The organism is Celeribacter sp. (genome assembly GCF_048266405.1).
Classification (GTDB): domain Bacteria; phylum Pseudomonadota; class Alphaproteobacteria; order Rhodobacterales; family Rhodobacteraceae; genus Celeribacter.
Map to the genome: position 1 here is coordinate 780,902 of NZ_JBLWZO010000001.1, position 18,713 is coordinate 799,614.

Genomic DNA, 18,713 nt, shown 5'->3' on the forward strand with positions numbered 1-18,713 from the left:
CAAGTGGTGCGATGACCAGATGAAAACACGCCGCGCTTGGGGCGAACCAAACGGGCGTGTTGCAATGATGTCAGACGAGAAACGGTCTATGCGCCGCGGATCATGTCCCCGCGATCAGAGCTACGTTGCCGCCCGCAGCGGTGGTATCCACACACAGATGCCGTTCGTGCATGACGTGCCCCCGATCAGGATACGTGGTGATAAGTGGGACAATGGCCCCCTCACGACGCGACAAAGCCCGCGCATAGTCGCGCGCATCGGCGCCCCAATAGACCACCCCCGCAATTCCATCGAGCGTCTCCAAGACCTCTGGCGCAAGGCGACCGTTGGTATGAACGGCAATCCCGCCTAACCGTTCCACGGCCGCGACCTGAGCCTCGGCGCTTGCAAGCGTCGGGCCAAGACACAGGATCGGACCACGGGGCAAGGTTGTGAGCGTATTGGCCTCACCGGTCGGACCCGGCATTTCGACGGCCTGACGTGGCATGTCATCCACACTGGCCGCAGCCTCATGGATCAACTGCTGCAAATCAGCGCTCTCCTCAGCGGCATCCCAATCACCCGCTGCAACGCCGTCTTTGCCTGCAACAAACCGCGTTAAATACAGTGGCCCGCCCGCTTTCGGTCCTGTTCCCGATAGCCCTTCGCCTCCAAAGGGTTGCGAGCCTACGACTGCGCCGATCTGGTTCCGGTTCACATAGACGTTGCCGACATGCACCTTGTCCGCGATCTCCTGAACACGGCTGTCGATACGGGTGTGCAAACCAAAAGTGAGCCCATACCCCCGCGCATTGATGTCGTCGATCACATCATCGAGCTTGTTCGATTTGAACGTCGCAACATGCAGAACAGGGCCAAACACTTCGCGTTCCAGATCGGCGATCCCGTCCACCTTGATCAAGCTCGGCGCGACGAAGGTTCCGTCTTTGGGAGGCAAAGTGCGATAAAGCAACCGCCCGCCTTTGATGGCCTGTTCGATATAGTCGTTAATCTGATCCCGCGCGGTGGCGTCAATAACGGGGCCTACGTCCGTGGCCAAATCCCACGGATCGCCAACGGCCAGTTCATCCATTGCCCCTTTGATCATCGTGATTAACGCAGGCGCAATGTCTTCTTGGACGTAAAGGCAACGCAACGCAGAACACCTTTGCCCCGCCGATTGGAAAGCAGACGCCACGATGTCGCGGGCGGCTTGTTCGGGCAAGGCCGTGCTATCGACGATCATCGCGTTCAGACCACCCGTCTCGGCAATCAACGGCGCGTTTGGCGCGAGGTGTTCAGCCATCGTCGCTCGAATGCGCAGCGCCGTGGCGGTCGAACCTGTAAACACCACGCCATTGACGCGCGGATCGCTCGTCAGCGCAGCACCGACCGTGGCCCCTGCCCCCGTCAAAAGTTGCAAGGCAGTCTGCGGCACGCCTGCTTTGTGCAGCAGGTCCACCGCCAATGTGGCGATGATCGGCGTTTGCTCGGCAGGCTTGGCGAGCACCGCATTGCCAGTCGCAAGCGCCGCCGCAATTTGCCCCGTGAAAATCGCCAGAGGGAAGTTCCACGGCGAGATTGCAGTGACACATCCGAGCGGGGTCACATCCCCCATCTCCTCGGCTCGTGCCGCATAGTAGCGCAGGAAATCCACGGCTTCGCGCAATTCCCCCACCGCATCGGCGAGCGATTTTCCCGCCTCCTGCGCAAGCGCAGCAAAGATCACTCCAAACTCGGCCTCATAGAGATCAGCCGCGCGGCGCAGCACTTCGGCGCGTGCAGCCACGGGAGCCGCCCACGGCTTGGCCGCTTCCAAGGCCCGCGCGACCGACGCGGTATCAGCCTCGATCACGGACCCAATGCGTGTGCCCGTCGCAGGATTGATCACGTCGCGGGATACCCCTGTGGCCTCCCCTACGATACGGGGCGCAGCGTCAGGCAACACGGCGGCGTCACGAGCGGCGTAGATCTCGGCCAGCGTCGCCTCATCAGTCAAATCGAACCCGCGCGAGTTGTCGCGCTCAGATCCAAAGAGCGCGGAAGGGGCGACGAGGCCGTCGTGCGTCTCATGTTCGGCAAGCACCTCAAACGGATCGCGGGCGACCTCTTCGGGTGTCACGTCCTCATCAACGATCTGGTTAACGAAAGAGGAGTTCGCACCGTTTTCAAGCAAGCGGCGCACCAAATAGGCAAGCAAATCGCGGTGTGCGCCAACGGGCGCGTAGATACGGCACCGCGTCTTTTCATCACGCAGCACGATGTCATGCAGACGTTCCCCCATGCCGTGCAGGCGCTGGAATTCATAGGCCTGCCCATCCGCCATTTCCAAAATTGCCGCAACCGTATGGGCGTTGTGCGTGGCGAATTGCGGATACAGACGGTCCGCGTAGCCAAGCAGGGTTTTCGCATTGGTGATGTAGCTCACATCCGTGGCGCATTTGGTTGTGAACAACGGAAAATCTTCATGCCCCTCGACTTGGGCGTGTTTCATTTCCGTATCCCAATAGGCGCCCTTCACAAGACGCACCATAAGTTTGCGATCAAGGGCAATCGCCGTCGCATTGAGCCAGTCAATCACAGCGCTCGCTCGCCGCCCGTAGGCCTGCACCACAACGCCAAACCCGTCCCATCCTGCCAACTCGGGATCGGACAAGACCGCATGGATCACCTTGAGAGAAAGCACCAAACGGTCCTGCTCTTCGGCGTCGATGTTAAAGCCCATATTGGCCGCGCGGGCCTGACGTGCGAGATCACGCACGATCGGGACAAGTTCCGCCATCACGCGGTCTTCCTTCGCCACTTCGTAGCGCGGATGCAGTGCCGAGAGTTTCACCGAAATGCCAGGGTTATCGCGCACCGAGCCTTTGTCACACCGCGTCGCAATTTGCGTCATCGCGGCGCTATAGGCCTTGGCATAGCGCGCTGCATCGGCGGCGGTCATCGCCGCTTCGCCAAGCATGTCATAGCTATAGGTATAGCCCTTGACCTCTTGGCGGGCGGCGCGTTCCAATGCGCCGTCAATGGTTTGGCCAAGCACGAACTGCCGGCCCATTTCCTTCATCGCGCGCGATACGGCAGTGCGAATGACCGGCTCGCCCAGCCGCTTGATCGCCCCGCGTAATGTCCGCGCCAATCCCGGCTTTTCATCATCCAACACGCGCCCTGTCAGCATCAAGGCCCACGTCGAGGCATTGACCATCGGTGAGGAGGCAGAACCGAGGTGTCGGCTCCAGTCGGACGGCGCAATCTTATCCTCGATCAGATCGTCCATTGTTTCACGATCAGGCACCCGCAACATGGCTTCAGCCAGACACATCAACGCAACCCCTTCGCGGGTCGACAGACCGTATTCAGCCAGAAAATGCTCCATCAAAGTCGGAGTGGATTCTTTACGAATACGCGTCACTAACGTAGCGGCGCGACGGGTCGCAGCGGCGCGAACCTCATCTGACAGAGCCGCACGGGCAATCAATTCGTCCAGAACCGCGGCCTCTGGGCGGCACTTACCCGCAACGAGAGATGCAGGCATAGCAAAGGGGATAGTGGCAGCATTCATGGGGGTTCACCAATATTGAAGAAGTGCGATTCACACCAGATTACACCCATATCAACACCCCTTGTGACCTATTGACTTAATTGCAGCAGTCATGTTGACTATTTTTTAGCAAAAAGGCAGTCCAAATGAAAACGACGCTCGATACCTTTGATCGCAAGATTCTCGATCTTTTGACAACTGACGCACGCATGCCCATCACCCAACTGAGCGCACGGGTTGGGCTATCGAAAACCCCCGTCGCGGCACGGATCAAGCGACTGGAGGATGACGGGATCATCACGGGGTATCGCGCCGTCCTGTCCACCACGCAACTTGGGCTCAGCCATATCGCCTTTGTCGAGGTGAAACTGGCCGATACCCGTGAAAAGTCCCTCCGCGACTTTAATGCCGCCGCAAAACTTGTGCCTGAAATTGCAGAATGCCACATGATTGCGGGTGGATACGATTACCTGCTCAAAGTCCGCACCCACGATATAGAAGCCTACCGCGCAGTTATGGGGCAACGCATTTCGGCCCTGCCCCATGTCGTCTCAACCTCGACCTACGTGGCGATGGAAACCGTGGTGGAACAAACCAATCCACCGATCTCGACCATTACCCCCTAATCCGCATCCCTATTGCATCTTACTGCGCTCACGTTCACAGCACAAAAACTGCCGATGAACGCACGGCCGACAATCTAACATACTAGAAGTTCACAATAGCACATGATACGGTGTCGCGAACTCGGCCCCAACCGCTACACCGATTCATCTGGCCGCGGAACAATGGCCACTTTTACGGAGATTTCAAATGCAAGAAAGTTGGCGCTGGTACGGCCCTCTGGACAAAATCACCCTGCCCCAAATCGCCCAAACCGGTGCGACGGGCATCGTCACCTCCTTGCACGAAATCCCTTATGGCGAGGTCTGGTCGCGCGAGGCCATTGCCGCGCGCAAGTCTCTAATCGCCGAGGCCCGTCACGGCCAAACGTGGAACGTTGTCGAAAGCCTGCCAATCCATGAACGGATTAAACGGGGCGATGGTGACTTGTCGGGTCTCTTTGCAAACTATCGTCAAAGCATGGCCAACCTCGCCGCTGAGGGCGTGACAACCATCTGCTACAACTTCATGCCGCTAATCGACTGGACGCGCACCGCTCTGGCCAACCAGTTGCCCAATGGCGGCACAAGCCTGCGCTTCAATCAGGTCCAAATCGCTGCGTTGGAATTGCACATGCTCGAGCGCGACGGTGCCGAAGCCGACTTTAGCGACGAGATTCAGGAACAGGCGAAAGCATGGTTCGATGCCTCGACCGAAGATGATCGCGAGGCTTTGATCAATGCCGTCATGGCGGGTCTTCCGGGTGCCTATGACCGCTACGACGTCCCCGCTCTCAAACAGGCTCTAACCCTATATGACGGTATCGGACGCCGCGAGATCCGTGCAAACTACGCACGCTTCCTGTCGGAAATCATCCCTGCGGCACAAGACCTCGGGATGAAATTCTGCGTCCATCCCGATGACCCGCCACGCGACATATTCGGCCTGCCCCGCGTGGTATCCTGCGCCGATGACATAGCGTGGGTCTTCGACCAACAGGACGCCGTGGAAAACGGACTGACGCTTTGCGCAGGCTCGCTTGGCGCGAACCCAGCCAATGACGTGCCCGCTATTGCCCGCCGCTTCGCCGAGCGCATTCACTTCGCCCACCTGCGCAATGTGCGCAAGGACGCCGACGGCTCTTTCGAGGAGGCCGCCCACCTTGAAGGCGACACGGATATGGTTGCCCTCGTCGCAGCGCTGCTGGACGAGGAAGCACGCCGCAAAAAAGAGGGACGCGCCGATGCCATCCTGCCGTGGCGTCCGGATCACGGCCATGAATTGCTGTCTGATATCGGATCAGGCACGCACCCTGGATACCCTTTGATCGGACGGATGCGTGGCTTGGCGGAAATGCGCGGGGTTATCGCCGCATTAAGCCACTCGCATGTCTCATTTGTTTGAAGCCTGCACGAAGGCGGCGCAGTCCAGTGTAACGATTGGTCCGCGACCTGTCGTCAGTGGCCTTTTTGGCCAAGCACGACAGCAACGGTTTTGAACACCGTTTTCATGTCACCAACAAAAGACAGCGCTGCATAGTATTCTTCGTCGAAGGCAAGACGTTCCGCAAACACGCTATTATTGCGGGCAACCACTTGCCACGGGCCCGTAATGCCCGGACGGAGCTTGTAATATGCCGCAGAGCGATCAGGCGAATAGAGCGCTTCTTGCTCGGCCATAAACGGACGGGGGCCAATCAGACTCATATCACCAACCAAAATATTCCAAAACTGTGGCAGCTCATCAAGCGACGTCGCCCGCAGAAATTTCCCAATGGGCGTAATGCGTGGATCATTTATCAGCTTTTGGTAGGCACGCCATTCAGCCGCAATAGCGGGATCTTCACGACATAGGGTCAGCAGCGCCTCCTCCGCATCAACCGACATTGTTCTAAGCTTGAGACAGGGAAAAATCTTGCCGCCCCGTCCAACGCGCGGCTGAACATAAAACGCCGCACCACCATCCCGACGAATGAGCACAGCGAACAATAAAAGGACAGGAAGAATGATCGGAGCGGCGAGGAGGACAAAGACGATATCAAAGAAACGCTTCCCACCCATACGGTAAACCGAAGGGATTTTTTGACGCGCTGTTTCTACGGTATCGTCTAAATAAGTCATCGTTACATCACCAAAATACGTCTCATTCAAAATTCCTTAAGTGTACCTCAACAACGACCATACAACCAAAACGTGCAAACTCAATACAAAAGTCACACCTCAATAACACCGTGCGAGCCCTCAATTATCCACGGTATTCAACATAGATTTTTTGATTATTCGTCTTTTATTGAAACTCCTTTCTCAGGTTTGCAGAGCGTTTTCGCGCGATGGCGCATGACGTCACATCCATCGGAATGCTATAGAACTGGGGACACATGCCACTCGTGCGCTTTTGCAATCCATAAAATTGCAGACGTGAAATGATAACTTCTAGATTGTGAGACAGACCCATGCCCAGTGACAGCAATCAATCCCGCTTTGAGACCCGCGCCGGGTTACAAGTGAACGCCGATCTGGCGCGCTTTATCGAGACCGAGGCCCTGCCCAACACGGGCGTCGATGCCGATACATTCTGGTCTGGCCTGTCCACACTCGCGCATGAGTTCGGCGAGACCAACCGCGCTTTGCTTGAAAAGCGCGAAGCCATTCAAACGCAAATTGATCAATGGCATATTGAGCGGCGCGGCACAGCGCATGACCAAGACGCCTATAAAACCTTCCTCAGCGAGATCGGTTATCTTTTGCCCGAAGGCGAGGATTTCACGATTGAGACCACAAATGTCGACCCTGAAATCGCGACAATCGCGGGGCCGCAATTGGTCGTCCCGGTCACAAACGCCCGCTTTGTCCTCAATGCCGCCAACGCACGTTGGGGCAGTCTGTACGACGGGTTCTACGGCACCGACGCAATGGGAACACCGCCCGTTGCGGGACCATTTGACAACGGACGCGGCGCCCGCGTTGTGGCCCGCTCTGGGGTTTTCCTTGACGAGGCCTTCCCCATTGTTGGAACGAGCCACGGCAAAGCCACCCAATACGCCGTCGAAGGTGGCGCATTGATGGTTGACGGCTCTCCATTGGTTGATCCCGATAAGTTCGAGGGCTTCACAGGCGATGCGGCTGATCCCTCCTCCGTCTTGCTGTGCAATCACGGCCTGCACGTCGAACTGGTATTCGATCGCAATCACCCTATCGGCAAAACGACGCCTTCTGGCCTGGCCGATGTGCGGCTTGAAGCCGCCGTGTCGGCCATCATCGACTGCGAAGATTCCGTGGCCTGCGTTGACGCCGAAGACAAGATCGTTGCCTACCGCAACTGGCTTGGCCTGATGAAGGGCGACCTGTCCGAGACCTTTGAAAAAGGCGGCAAAACCATCACCCGCGCTCTCAACCCTGATCGCACCTACACAGGTCGCGACGGCGCACCGATGTCGGTCAAAGGGCGCGCGCTTTTGTTGGTGCGCAACGTTGGCCACCTGATGACCAACCCTGCCATTCTGGACCGCGACGGGCGCGAGATTTTTGAGGGCCTCATGGACGCAATGGTCACGACCCTCATCGCAATGCACGACCTCAAGAAAACCGACGGGCTGCGCAATTCGACCCACGGATCAATCTATGTCGTCAAGCCAAAGATGCATGGCCCCGAAGAGGTCGCCTTTGCCGATCAGATTTTCTCGCACGTCGAACGTACGCTCGGCCTGCCCGAATACACCGTCAAACTCGGCATCATGGACGAGGAACGCCGCACCAGTGTGAACCTCAAGGAATGCATCCGCGCCGCCAAATCCCGCGTTGCCTTTATCAACACCGGCTTTCTGGATCGCACTGGCGACGAGATTCACACCTCGATGGAAGCTGGACCGTTCAGCCGCAAGGACTTCATCAAACGCAAAGGCTGGATTTCCGCATACGAAGACCAGAACGTTGATATCGGTTTGGAATGTGGTCTGTCGGGCAAGGCACAAATCGGCAAAGGCATGTGGGCTGTCCCAGACAAAATGGCGGATATGCTCAGCGCCAAGATCGAACATCCGAAAGCAGGTGCCAACTGCGCATGGGTGCCAAGCCCGACAGCGGCCACTTTGCACGCGTTGCATTACCACCAGATTGACGTCTTCGCGGTACAGGAAAAGCTCGCCAAGGGCGGTCGCCGCGCTCATGTGGACGCCGTTCTCGACATTCCAATCGCGCAGTATCGCCGTTGGACAAAAGAGCAAATCACCCGCGAAATCGAAAACAACGCACAGGGCATTCTCGGCTATGTCGTGCGGTGGATTGATCAGGGCGTGGGGTGTTCCAAAGTGCCTGACATCAACGATGTGGGCCTAATGGAAGACCGCGCGACCTGTCGGATTTCGGCACAGCACATCGCCAACTGGCTGCACCACGACATCGCCTCTCACGATGAGGTCATGGAGATCATGAAGAAGATGGCCGAGGTGGTGGATCGTCAAAACGCAGATGATCCGAACTACACGCCGATGGCCCCTGCCTTTGACGGCATTGCCTTTCAGGCAGCGTGTGATCTGGTGTTCAAAGGCCGCGAACAACCCTCAGGCTACACCGAGCCTGTTTTGCATGCGCGGCGCCTTGAGCTCAAAGCACGCTAAGCGATTTGGGCGGGGTGCGCCCCCGCCCGTTTTCACCGTAAGCCTCAGATTTTGAGCGATTAGGAGTCACCATGTCATCCAAATATTACGCCCCAACGGGTGGGCATCCGAGCCAAACCCAACTCCTAACGGATCGCGCCATTTTCACGGATGCCTACGCCGTCATTCCCAAGGGAACGATGCGCGATATCGTGACGAGTTTCCTGCCGTTTTGGGACAAGACACGGCTTTGGGTTTTGTCGCGCCCGTTGAGCGGATTTGCGGAGACCTTTTCGCAATACATCATGGAAGTCTCGCCACAGGGCGGCTCCGAGCGCCCCGAGTTGGACCCCGCCGCACAGGGCGTGTTGTTCGTGGTTGAGGGACAAGCCACGCTAACGGTCGATGGCAAGGAGCATCTGTTGGATGAGGGCGGCTACGCCTATCTGCCGCCCAACACCGACTGGACACTCCACAACAAATCCGACGCCATGTTGCGCTTTCACTGGATCCGCAAGGCCTATGAAGCCGTTGACGGATTGGACACCCCAGATGTCATCATCACCAACGAAAAAGACATCGCCCCCACAGTGATGCCCGACACCGACGGCAAATGGGCGACAACGCGCTTTGTTGATCCAAGCGACCTGCGCCACGACATGCATGTCACAATCGTGACCTTTGAACCGGGCGCGGTCATTCCGTTTTTGGAAACCCATGTGATGGAACATGGCCTCTACGTATTGGAGGGCAAAGCGGTCTATCGCTTGAACAATGACTGGGTTGAGGTCGAAGCGGGCGACTACATGTGGCTGCGCGCATTTTGCCCGCAAGCCTGCTACTCGGGCGGTCCCGGAAAATTCCGCTACCTGCTCTACAAGGACGTCAACCGCCACATGAAATTGCGGCCCTTTTCGCACGCGGGATAAGTCCTGCCACGCCTCGTCATTCACCACAACGCACAAATGAAAAGGCCCAGTCTCACGACCGGGCCTTTCGCTATATGGTGGGTATTCGCGCTTAACTGTCGTCCTTGGACCCAAGCGAACCAGTGCCGCGCCCCGCATGGCCACCCGAGACTTCCTCGGTGGCTTCATCGGACAACTCTTCTGGCAGAACGAGGTTCAATACGATGGCAATAAACGCCGCAGGAAGCAGGCCACTTGTCATCAAAACACGTAGCGCATCAGGCAGGTATTGAACCGCTTTCGGCTCAAGTTGCAGACCCAGACCAATAGACAAGGCAATCGCGAAAATTACCATGTTGCGACGGTTCCACATTACGTCGGAGAGCATCGAAATACCCGATGCGACAACCATGCCAAACATCACGATCACACCGCCGCCAAGAACCTCAATCGGAATCGTGTTGATCACAGCACCGACTTTCGGGATCAAACCACAGACGATCAAGAAGATCGCACCGATGGTCACAACGTGACGGCTCATAACGCCAGTCATCGCAATCAGGCCAACGTTTTGACTAAAGGAGGTATTAGGCAAACCGCCGAACACGCCTGCAACGGCAGTCCCGAAACCATCGGCATAGGTCGCGCCCGCGATTTCCTCTTCGGTTGCTTCACGCCCTGCACCACCTTTAGTGATACCAGAGACATCGCCCACAGTTTCAACAGCCGACACAATGGCCATCAAACAGAACCCGATTACGGCAGCAAAGCTGATCTCAAAACCATATTTGAACGGCGAAGGGAAAGCGACAGGAGCGGCACGGCTCCAGCTTGTGGCAATGCCTTCAAGCGTCACCAATCCCATTGCCATCGAGTAGAAATACCCGACCACAATACCAATCACGACAGCGGACACAGCCAACATGCCTTTAGCGTAGAACTTGAGGCCGAGCGTAACAAGGATGACAACCAGCGCCACCGACCAGTTGAGCAGAGACCCGTATTCGGGTTTCGTCATCGCGGGCACACCGCCGGCGGCATATTGAATGCCGACTTGGACCAAGGCGAGACCGATCATCATCACAACCAGACCTGTCACCAAAGGCGGCAAGGCAAAGCGGATTTTCCCGACAAATGTCCCGATCAACATGTGGAACAAGCCACCGATCAACACACCGCCAAACAGCGCAGGAAGCGCCTCGACGCCCTTACCCGCAACAAGTGGGATCATGATTGGAATAAAGGCAAAGCTCGTCCCTTGAACGATGGGCAACCGCGCGCCCACGGGACCAAATCCGATGGTCTGGAACAGTGTCGCGATGCCCGCGAAGAGCATCGACATCTGGATCATATAGGTCATATCGGGGAAGCCTTGCGCCCCCGCATCAGACCCGAAGCCAAAGCCCGCAGCGCCCGCGACGATAATCGCAGGGGTGACGTTGGAAACGAACATCGCCAGAACGTGCTGAATGCCCAGTGGAATAGCGCGCCGAAGCGCGGGTGTATAATTAGGATCGCGGAGTTGCTCCGGTGTCCCGATGGATTGATTAGCCATGTTGTGTCCCTCTGTTAGGAATTTAAGCCAGCTTGAATGCGGGTCTTATGGTTTTGTTTTGGTTTGTTTTTTGTTTTGGTTAGGTTAGGTCGAAATCGTAAACGGTGTATCGAACCAGTATTCTTCTAGGTTTGCGCCCTCCCCGATCCGGTCAACGACGGCAAATAGTCCGGGGGCATGAAGAGGCGTCAAAACTCCGTGCCATGTCCCACGGTGAAAATTCACGCCCTGACCAGGTGCCGTGAGAAAGGCGCGTGGCTGTCCAGGCTTGCCGCCCTCATCGGGGGCGACAATGACGGCAAAGGCGGTATGGCTCATCGGCAAAAACGCCTGACTGCCTTCGGGATGGCGTTCCATCATATCAAGTGTCAGCGGCAATGAACGGACCTCGGCGTCGAACAGGCTAATGCCCGCCCGACCATCCGAGAAATCAAGCGTTGCCCGATCATGATACCGCCCGCACAGCCCCGCATTGATCATCTTGTCCGGCGCACCCGAGGTGTCCAACACGTCCCCGAAGGGCGCAAAGGCTGCGGCGGTCAAAGGCTCAAGGCGGACAGTTTCAGTCATGACGAAAACTTCTCAATCAGACGCAATTGCGCGATCCGCTCCACTTGTTTGCACGCTTGCGCAAACTCGGTGTCACGGTCGTTTTCGATACGGCTGCGGAAGGCCTCCATGATTGACGCCTTGGTGTTGTCACGCACGGCAATGATAAACGGAAACCCGAATTTCGAGGTGTAGGCGTCATTCAACTGCGTAAAGGTTTCGCGCTCGTCGTCGGTCAATTCATCCAGCCCCACGGAGGCTTGCTCGGCGGAGGATTCCGCCGTCAGACGTTTAGCTGCGGCCAGTTTACCCGCCAGATCGGGGTGCGCCATCAACACGCCAAGACGCTTCTCCTCAGACGCCGAGCGGAACACTCGTGCGAGCGCGTTATGCACCCCCAAAGCCGTGTCATGCGTCGGGCCAAGCTCGCTACCGAATGCAGCTTCAGCAATCCACGGGCTATGCTCGAACACGCCACCAAATTCGGCGACAAACGTATGACGGTCCATTTCGGAGGGACGCGCCATGCGCACAGGCGGATGCTCTTTCGCCCAATGTTCGGCAATCTCGAGGCGCGAGGCAAACCACACGCCCTCATGGGATTTGAAATATTCCAACACACGGGCCAAAGCCGCAGCACGCCCCGGACGGCCGACCAGACGACAATGCAACCCAATCGACAACATCTTTGGCTGGCCGCTTTCGCCCTCGGCGTAGAGCATGTCAAAGCTGTCTTTGAGGTAGGATTCAAACTGATCGCCGTTGGTATAACCCGCCTGAATGGCGAAGCGCATGTCATTGCAATCCATCGTATAGGGCACGATCAACTGGTCCACGTCACCAAACTGCATCCAGTAGGGCAGATCATCGGCATAGCTATCCGCGACATAGGCGAACTGACCTGTTTCAGCCGCCAGACGCACGGTGTTGTTGGAACAGCGCCCTGTGTACCATCCGCGTGGCGGCTCACCAACGACTTCAGTGTGCAGGCGGATCGCCTCGGCAATCTGGGCACGTTCTTCGTCCTCGGGCATATCCTTGTGTTCGACCCACTTCAGGCCGTGACTGGCAATTTCCCAGTCCGCAGCAATCATCGCGGCCACCTGCTCGGGCGCGCGCGCGAGCGCGGTTGCAACGCCATAGACGGTTACAGGCAGATCGCGCAGCAACCGATGCACGCGCCAGAACCCTGCGCGTGAGCCATACTCATAGATGGATTCCATATTCCAGTGGCGTTGCCCTACCCACGGTTGTGCGCCTGTGATCTCGGACAAAAATGCCTCCGAAGCGGCATCACCATGCAGGATGTTGTTTTCTCCGCCCTCTTCGTAGTTGAGGACGATTTGAACGGCGATTTTTGCGCCATTCGGCCAGTTTGCGGCAGGCTGCGTTGCGCCATAGCCAGTCATATCACGAGGGTAACGGTGCACAGATTTTTCCTCTCAAGATTAAGACATCAGTAAACCAAATAATCCGGCCCATTATCAAAAAATTTCATAAGGAGCCTTTTGCTTCGCGTTTTGCGTCACTTGTCATAGAGTCTGCCTATTATTGTGCAGCGTTCAACGCTCAAACTTAAAGGATAGGCAGTCTATGTCCGGATACCTAACGACACATGTGCTTGATACCGCGCGTGGATGCCCTGCGAGCGGGCTTAAAATCGACCTCTACAAAATAGACGGCGAGACCCGCACAAAGGTCATTTCGCTTGTGACCAATGCAGACGGGCGGACAGACCAACAGATTTTGCCTGCCGACCAGTTTGAGGTCGGCACATACGAGTTGGTGTTTCACGCCGGAGACTATCTCGACGCAATTGGCATCCCGCCCGAGGAGCCACGGTTTTTGGACGTCATTCCGTTGCGGTTCGGCATGTCAGAAGCGTCCCACTACCACGTCCCCCTCTTGCTCTCGCCGTTCGGATATTCGACCTACCGAGGCAGTTGAGCTGTCACTGAACTATTACGGACCGTCTTGCTAATCCGCTCGATCACAAACTCCATAAACAGACGCGTTTTGGGGTCTTGGCGTCTGCGATGGGTATAAAGACACGCCATCTGGATCGGTTCAGGTGGCGTTTTTGTTGCCACAGGAATGAGACGCCCCGCCTCTAAATGATCGATGATTTCAAAGATCGGCTTCATCGCGATGCCATTGCCCGCGAGCGCCCAATCGGTCAGCACATCCCCGTCATCGGATTCGTATCGCCCCTCGACCCGAAACCGTTTCGGCCCCTCCTCCGTCATCAGGCGCCACTGGAATTCGGTCGCTCCTGGAAACCGCAAATTCAAACACTCATGCTTATCCGCGATGAGTTCCGCCCCCGAGGCTGGATTGCCACGGGCCTCGATATAGGCGGGCGACGCGCAGAGAATGCGCTCAATATCAGCGATCTTGCGAATGCGCAGATTGCTATCCTCGGGCTGACCAAGGAAAAACGCCAGATCAAGCCCCTCGGTCGTCAGGTCTACCGTCCGATCAGTCAGGCGCAGGCGGATATTAACCTCGGGGTAAGTGTTCAAAAACTCACGGATCAACGGCGCGATGAGACGGCGTCCGACACCAAGCGGTGCCGCAACATAAAGCGGCCCCTTGGGGTTCTCGGTGATATTGATGACCCGCGCCTCTGCGGCCTCGACGGCCTCAAGGACTTCGCAAGCCCCGCCGTAGAACGCCTTACCATGTTCCGTTGGCGTCAGGCTTCGCGTGGTGCGTTGGAACAGGCGCACACTCAAATGCTCCTCAAGCTGCGAGATGCGCGATGAGGTCACAGCCGGCGAGATGCGCAAATCGCGCCCTGCGGCGGACATGCTGCCTAATTCATAGACACGCACAAAGGTGCGAATGTTATCGAGATATGACATTGTTCTGATTTTTTTGATGCTGCTTGATATTTGACAACAATAGCTGAACACTGGGATTTAACCTAGAGTGGTTTTGGAATTTCGCCTGCAGGAGACACCTATGTTCGAATTGGCAATCATCTGGGACTGGATCGCGTTTGCGGTGCGGTGGCTGCATGTCATTACCGCGATGGCCTGGATTGGCGCGTCGTTTTACTTCATTGCCCTCGACCTCGGGTTGCACCCGTCGCGTGACAAGAGCGAGGGAGTCTCGGGCGAGGAATGGCAGGTCCACGGAGGCGGATTCTATTTCGTCCAGAAATACAATGTCGCCCCGCCGCGCATGCCCGATGATGTGACGTGGTTCAAATGGGAAAGCTATACGACGTGGCTTTCGGGCGCTGCCCTTTTGATGATCGTCTACTGGATGGGCGGCGAATTGTTCCTGCTCGACCCGTCCAAAGCCGACCTAACGCTCTGGCAAGGCATTTTGATCTCTGGTGGCTCGCTCACCATCGGGTGGATCATCTATGACTTTTTGTGCAAATCAAAACTGGGCGAAACACCGACGCTGTTGATGTTGCTCCTGTTCGTGATGCTCGTCGTGATGTCATGGGGCTACAACCAGATATTCACAGGCCGTGCAGCGCTTTTACACCTTGGCGCGTTTACGGCAACGATCATGACGGCCAACGTGTTTTTCATCATCATGCCGAACCAACGCATCGTTGTGAAAGACCTCAAAGAGGGCCGCACCCCCGACGCGAAATACGGCAAAATCGCCAAACTGCGCTCGACCCATAACAACTACCTGACGCTGCCTGTGATCTTCCTGATGCTGAGCAATCACTACCCGCTCGCTTTTGGCACCGAGTATTCGTGGATCATCGCCAGCCTCGTGTTTTTGACAGGCGTGACCATCCGCCATTACTTCAACACCTTGCACAAAACGGGCAAAGGGCCGGCGTGGACATGGGCCGTTACCGTTATCTTGTTCATCATCATCGCATGGCTGTCGACCGTACCGACGGGTGAAACCTATGAAGAGGCCGAGGCGCGCGATCTGACGCCCTACGAGCAGAAGTTCGCCTCCGCCGAAGGCTTCGAAGATGCCTATTACACCGTCGTCGGTAACTGCTCGATGTGCCATTCCCGCGAGCCGTCATGGGACGGTTTGCGCGTTGCGCCCAAGGGGGTCTTTCTGGAAACCGAGAGCGACGTCGCGCATCATGCCGAACAGGTCTTTCTCCACGCGGGGCTAAGCCACGCCATGCCGCCCCCCAATGCAATCGAGATGGATGACGAAGCCCGCGACACAATCGTCGCTTGGGTCCGCGCAGCCAAGGCCAACTAAGGCCCGCCGTTCAATTGATCTGCTCAGGCAGACAGGTCGGTTAGACGCCATTCATAGGGGCCAAGATCGTTGATCTGTTGGTCCGTCACGTTCACGACAATCTCGACATTCCCCGCAACAAGACGTGCAATGCCGCCCGATTGCGTAGCCTGTTTCACGGGCTGACCTGCCAAGGCAGCAAGCCGTTTGAGCGCGGCAGTCAACGGCCAAGTCTCCCCCGCATCACCGATCACGCCACGAGGGCCATACAGACCCGCAGGGGTCCAGACCTCAAGGCCAGCAGGCGCAAGGGCCGCAGCCAACCCAACAGCATAGGCCGCGCCAAACTTCGCCCGATGACGCGGATCATCATCCGCCATACAGACCCGACCGTTGTCCGGGTTTGGCAAAGTACGATCGCCATAAGGGTTTTGCCGCATGGCGATGCTTGCAGGTCCAATACGGTAAGATCGCGCGCCTATAATGGCGCGCGCCGAGCGCGTGATATGCGAGATTGTCTCCAGCGTTTCCATCACCGACAGATCATCGGCAGCATGCACGATGGGGCACAGCCCATGACTGACGAAATCGAGCATCTCGACGGGTGGACGCTTGCGGTTCAATTCTGGGAAAAAGCTCACTGTGCCGCCGCCTCGGACCAAGTCGGGAAAGGCGCGTGCCGCGGCTGCATGAACCTGTTCAAGCGGCGGACAAGCGGGCCATTCCGATCCTGGCGGAGTGGACTGACGATCCACAGACGGACACACAAGCACACTTGCAGGCGCAAAGCCCGCTACGGCCATCTGCGCCGAAAGTTCCATCATCTCCGGCTCGGGGTCCGCATCACAGCGGCAAATCAGTTCTAGGTCAAATGTGGTCTCCGGACAGGCCCGTTGCGCCTGCGCAAAGGCGTCGAACTGTCCTGCTGTATCGCCAAGAGTGGCATCGAGATGACACAGCAATCGCTGTGGATTCACCGCCAAGAGATCGGTCGGGCTAGAGGCCAATCGCAACGCATCTTGCGGCGACATGACCAAAGCCATTTGCGCTACGGTCGCGTCAAAATCCTCGGCATCCGCACGACGGACATCTGCACGCTCAGCTGCCGCCCACGTCAATGAAACCGACTGCTCAAGCGCCGCACCGTCGTCGATCAGATAGGGCCACGGCTTGGCCAATGGGCGATTGTACGTCTTATATGACGCGTCACCCCATTGACGCTGATCTTCCATCTCAAAGGTATCGCCATGAAAGGCACAGGTCACCGCACTGTCCCCAACGTGGTGGGTCAGGCCGGTGATATCCATGAAGGGCTGCCAAGGCTCGATCAGATACGGAAAGACCGAAGCCTCCGACGATCCATCGCTGTGATCCACACGCACAGGCTGGCCCGCCACACCGTTGATCGGATGCAGCACTGTGAACCCTGCACGGTTGGTTTCGAAATCGCCAAAGCTACGCCCCTTGGCCGAGACCGTGACACCATCAGCCGCAGTTTGCACCGCGACCTCGACATCCAAACGCGCGCCACCATTCTCATACCGAGCCATAAACGCGATACGCACGGCGTCTTCGGATTGGGTGATAACCTCGTCCAATATGGTCGGATTAACCGTCCCCCAATCACGATCACGCACCAAAAACGCAATCGCGCGGATAGCCTCGACGCCGTCCAAAGTCACATGGCGGAGCGCCCCGTTCTCTAACGCAAACGAAAGCCGCCCCGCCGTAAATTCACGGCGCACAACGGGAGGCTGCTCAGTACCAAACAGATCCTGATTGCGGCTCATAGCGACGACACTTCAATCATGCGTCCTTGTTCCGCCGACTGATACGCCGCTTCGACAAGAGCAAGGGTTTTAAGGTTATCCGCACCCGAGGTTTCGGGCTGCTTGCCCGCCTTCAAGCAATCAACAAAATGCTGCTGGATGGCAAAAACGCTTTCTTGGATATTGTGCCACGGTTTTTCGGCCCACGGCAACACAGGCGGCGAGACATCCGTCACCGTCTCGCTCTCGTTCTGCACGGTCAGCACATAGCCCGCATCGAGCCGCACAGTGCCCTTTGGCCCGTCGATTTCGAGCAAGGATTGCGGGAAAGTTTCGGGACGGCGCTGCGTCGCGTAGGAACAGTCCACCACGCTGGTGGCCCCACCCTCATGACGCAACAACATGGTCGCGACATCCTCGCCCTTGATCGCGGGATTTATGCGCCGCGTGGTGGCTGACATCTGAACGACATCACCCACAAAGGCGCGGGCAATATCGAGGATATGAATGCCGAGATCCTCAATGATGAAGCGCTTGCCCTCAGCCAGATAGGGCTGTCCCGAAAACACGTCATATCCGGATCGAAAGCTGACACGGCAAAAGAACGGCTCGCCAATCGCGCCAGATTTTACAACCTTCAAGGCAGCTTGGATCGCGGATTGCCATCTGAAGTTCTCATGCACCATAAGCGTCTTCCCAGCTGCATCGGCAGCGGCAACCATCGCGCGGGCATCATCCATCGTCTCCGCGAACGGCTTTTGACAGATGATATGAACTCCCGCTTGGGCAGCCATTTCAACCAACGGGCGGTGCGACGACACGGTCGTGGCGATGTCGACAAAGTCAAAGCCGCCATCGGCATACATTTGCGCCGTATCAGTATAGGTCCGCTCGATGCCAAAGGCCTTGGCGCTTGCGTTTAGCCGTTCTTCGTCGCGATCACACAGTGCGACGATCTCGACGCCCTCAATGTCGCGCCATGCGTGAAGTTGGTTCTGTGCGAAAAATCCGCAGCCAATCAATGCACCTTTCATGTCGCCTC

14 protein-coding genes are annotated in these 18,713 nt (G+C 57.1%); 6 read left to right on the forward strand and 8 right to left on the reverse strand.

Annotation, left to right across the window (positions count from 1 at the left end; translation table 11 throughout):
• Positions 1-100: 100 nt before the first annotated feature.
• On the reverse strand, positions 101-3,511 hold the full coding sequence (putA, locus tag ACN0TS_RS03970) for a bifunctional proline dehydrogenase/L-glutamate gamma-semialdehyde dehydrogenase PutA (RefSeq protein ID WP_417258183.1): 3,411 nt from the start codon (positions 3,509-3,511) through the stop codon (positions 101-103).
• A 152-nt stretch (positions 3,512-3,663) separates the two neighbouring features.
• On the opposite strand from putA, the gene ACN0TS_RS03975 reads away from it, so the two are divergent.
• Positions 3,664-4,143 carry an Lrp/AsnC family transcriptional regulator gene (locus tag ACN0TS_RS03975; protein WP_417258006.1) on the forward strand — a complete coding sequence of 160 codons (480 nt, stop codon included), beginning with the start codon at positions 3,664-3,666 and terminating at the stop codon, positions 4,141-4,143.
• 187 nt (positions 4,144-4,330) lie between these two features.
• Positions 4,331-5,524: a mannonate dehydratase gene (gene uxuA, locus ACN0TS_RS03980; protein ID WP_417258007.1), complete on the forward strand. Its 1,194-nt coding sequence runs from the start codon at positions 4,331-4,333 to the stop codon at positions 5,522-5,524.
• Positions 5,525-5,577: 53 nt separating this feature from the next.
• On the opposite strand, the gene ACN0TS_RS03985 is transcribed toward uxuA, so the two are convergent.
• Positions 5,578-6,240 carry a sugar transferase gene (locus ACN0TS_RS03985; RefSeq protein WP_417258008.1) on the reverse strand — a complete coding sequence of 221 codons (663 nt, stop codon included), beginning with the start codon at positions 6,238-6,240 and terminating at the stop codon, positions 5,578-5,580.
• Between the two features lie 332 nt (positions 6,241-6,572).
• Here ACN0TS_RS03985 and ACN0TS_RS03990 point away from each other — a divergent pair, with 332 nt between their 5' ends.
• Positions 6,573-8,735, forward strand: coding sequence for a malate synthase G (locus ACN0TS_RS03990; RefSeq protein WP_417258009.1), 2,163 nt, complete (start codon positions 6,573-6,575; stop codon positions 8,733-8,735).
• A gap of 71 nt (positions 8,736-8,806) precedes the next feature.
• Positions 8,807-9,643, forward strand: coding sequence for a bifunctional allantoicase/(S)-ureidoglycine aminohydrolase (locus tag ACN0TS_RS03995; protein ID WP_417258010.1), 837 nt, complete (start codon positions 8,807-8,809; stop codon positions 9,641-9,643).
• A 91-nt stretch (positions 9,644-9,734) separates the two neighbouring features.
• Here the strand turns inward: ACN0TS_RS03995 and ACN0TS_RS04000 are convergent, their stop codons facing one another.
• The 3 genes from ACN0TS_RS04000 to puuE all read right to left on the reverse strand — a co-directional run bounded on the left by ACN0TS_RS04000 (position 9,735) and on the right by puuE (position 13,156).
• Complete coding sequence (locus tag ACN0TS_RS04000) at positions 9,735-11,177, reverse strand: uracil-xanthine permease family protein (protein ID WP_417258011.1); 1,443 nt, start codon at positions 11,175-11,177, stop codon at positions 9,735-9,737.
• Positions 11,178-11,261: 84 nt separating this feature from the next.
• Positions 11,262-11,747 carry an ureidoglycolate lyase gene (locus ACN0TS_RS04005; RefSeq protein ID WP_417258012.1) on the reverse strand — a complete coding sequence of 162 codons (486 nt, stop codon included), beginning with the start codon at positions 11,745-11,747 and terminating at the stop codon, positions 11,262-11,264.
• Complete coding sequence (gene puuE, locus ACN0TS_RS04010) at positions 11,744-13,156, reverse strand: allantoinase PuuE (protein ID WP_417258013.1); 1,413 nt, start codon at positions 13,154-13,156, stop codon at positions 11,744-11,746. Before puuE ends, ACN0TS_RS04005 begins: the two co-directional genes overlap by 4 nt.
• Before the next feature lie 163 nt (positions 13,157-13,319).
• Between puuE and uraH the strand changes: the two genes are divergently transcribed.
• Positions 13,320-13,673, forward strand: coding sequence for a hydroxyisourate hydrolase (uraH, locus tag ACN0TS_RS04015; RefSeq protein WP_417258014.1), 354 nt, complete (start codon positions 13,320-13,322; stop codon positions 13,671-13,673).
• Here the strand turns inward: uraH and ACN0TS_RS04020 are convergent.
• Positions 13,658-14,590: a LysR family transcriptional regulator gene (locus tag ACN0TS_RS04020; RefSeq protein WP_417258015.1), complete on the reverse strand. Its 933-nt coding sequence runs from the start codon at positions 14,588-14,590 to the stop codon at positions 13,658-13,660. The genes uraH and ACN0TS_RS04020 overlap by 16 nt on opposite strands.
• Positions 14,591-14,690: 100 nt before the next feature.
• Here ACN0TS_RS04020 and ACN0TS_RS04025 point away from each other — a divergent pair, with 100 nt between their 5' ends.
• Positions 14,691-15,923 carry a urate hydroxylase PuuD gene (locus ACN0TS_RS04025; protein WP_417258016.1) on the forward strand — a complete coding sequence of 411 codons (1,233 nt, stop codon included), beginning with the start codon at positions 14,691-14,693 and terminating at the stop codon, positions 15,921-15,923.
• A 23-nt stretch (positions 15,924-15,946) separates the two neighbouring features.
• On the opposite strand, the gene ACN0TS_RS04030 is transcribed toward ACN0TS_RS04025, so the two are convergent.
• Positions 15,947-17,692, reverse strand: coding sequence for a hypothetical protein (locus tag ACN0TS_RS04030; RefSeq protein ID WP_417258017.1), 1,746 nt, complete (start codon positions 17,690-17,692; stop codon positions 15,947-15,949).
• Complete coding sequence (locus ACN0TS_RS04035) at positions 17,689-18,705, reverse strand: Gfo/Idh/MocA family protein (protein ID WP_417258018.1); 1,017 nt, start codon at positions 18,703-18,705, stop codon at positions 17,689-17,691. The genes ACN0TS_RS04030 and ACN0TS_RS04035 overlap by 4 nt, the downstream gene beginning before the upstream one ends.
• Between the last annotated feature and the right edge of the window lie 8 nt (positions 18,706-18,713).

Excerpts from the sequence above, each read along its gene's own strand:
- putA (WP_417258183.1), bottom strand. The coding sequence starts at position 3,511 with ATGCCTGCATCTCTCGTTGCGGGTAAGTGCCGCCCAGAGGCCGCGGTT.
- ACN0TS_RS03975 (WP_417258006.1), top strand. The coding sequence starts at position 3,664 with ATGAAAACGACGCTCGATACCTTTGATCGCAAGATTCTCGATCTTTTG.
- uxuA (WP_417258007.1), top strand. The coding sequence starts at position 4,331 with ATGCAAGAAAGTTGGCGCTGGTACGGCCCTCTGGACAAAATCACCCTG.
- ACN0TS_RS03985 (WP_417258008.1), bottom strand. The coding sequence starts at position 6,240 with ATGACTTATTTAGACGATACCGTAGAAACAGCGCGTCAAAAAATCCCT.
- ACN0TS_RS03990 (WP_417258009.1), top strand. The coding sequence starts at position 6,573 with ATGCCCAGTGACAGCAATCAATCCCGCTTTGAGACCCGCGCCGGGTTA.
- ACN0TS_RS03995 (WP_417258010.1), top strand. The coding sequence starts at position 8,807 with ATGTCATCCAAATATTACGCCCCAACGGGTGGGCATCCGAGCCAAACC.
- ACN0TS_RS04000 (WP_417258011.1), bottom strand. The coding sequence starts at position 11,177 with ATGGCTAATCAATCCATCGGGACACCGGAGCAACTCCGCGATCCTAAT.
- ACN0TS_RS04005 (WP_417258012.1), bottom strand. The coding sequence starts at position 11,747 with ATGACTGAAACTGTCCGCCTTGAGCCTTTGACCGCCGCAGCCTTTGCG.
- uraH (WP_417258014.1), top strand. The coding sequence starts at position 13,320 with ATGTCCGGATACCTAACGACACATGTGCTTGATACCGCGCGTGGATGC.
- ACN0TS_RS04020 (WP_417258015.1), bottom strand. The coding sequence starts at position 14,590 with ATGTCATATCTCGATAACATTCGCACCTTTGTGCGTGTCTATGAATTA.
- ACN0TS_RS04025 (WP_417258016.1), top strand. The coding sequence starts at position 14,691 with ATGTTCGAATTGGCAATCATCTGGGACTGGATCGCGTTTGCGGTGCGG.
- ACN0TS_RS04030 (WP_417258017.1), bottom strand. The coding sequence starts at position 17,692 with ATGAGCCGCAATCAGGATCTGTTTGGTACTGAGCAGCCTCCCGTTGTG.
- ACN0TS_RS04035 (WP_417258018.1), bottom strand. The coding sequence starts at position 18,705 with ATGAAAGGTGCATTGATTGGCTGCGGATTTTTCGCACAGAACCAACTT.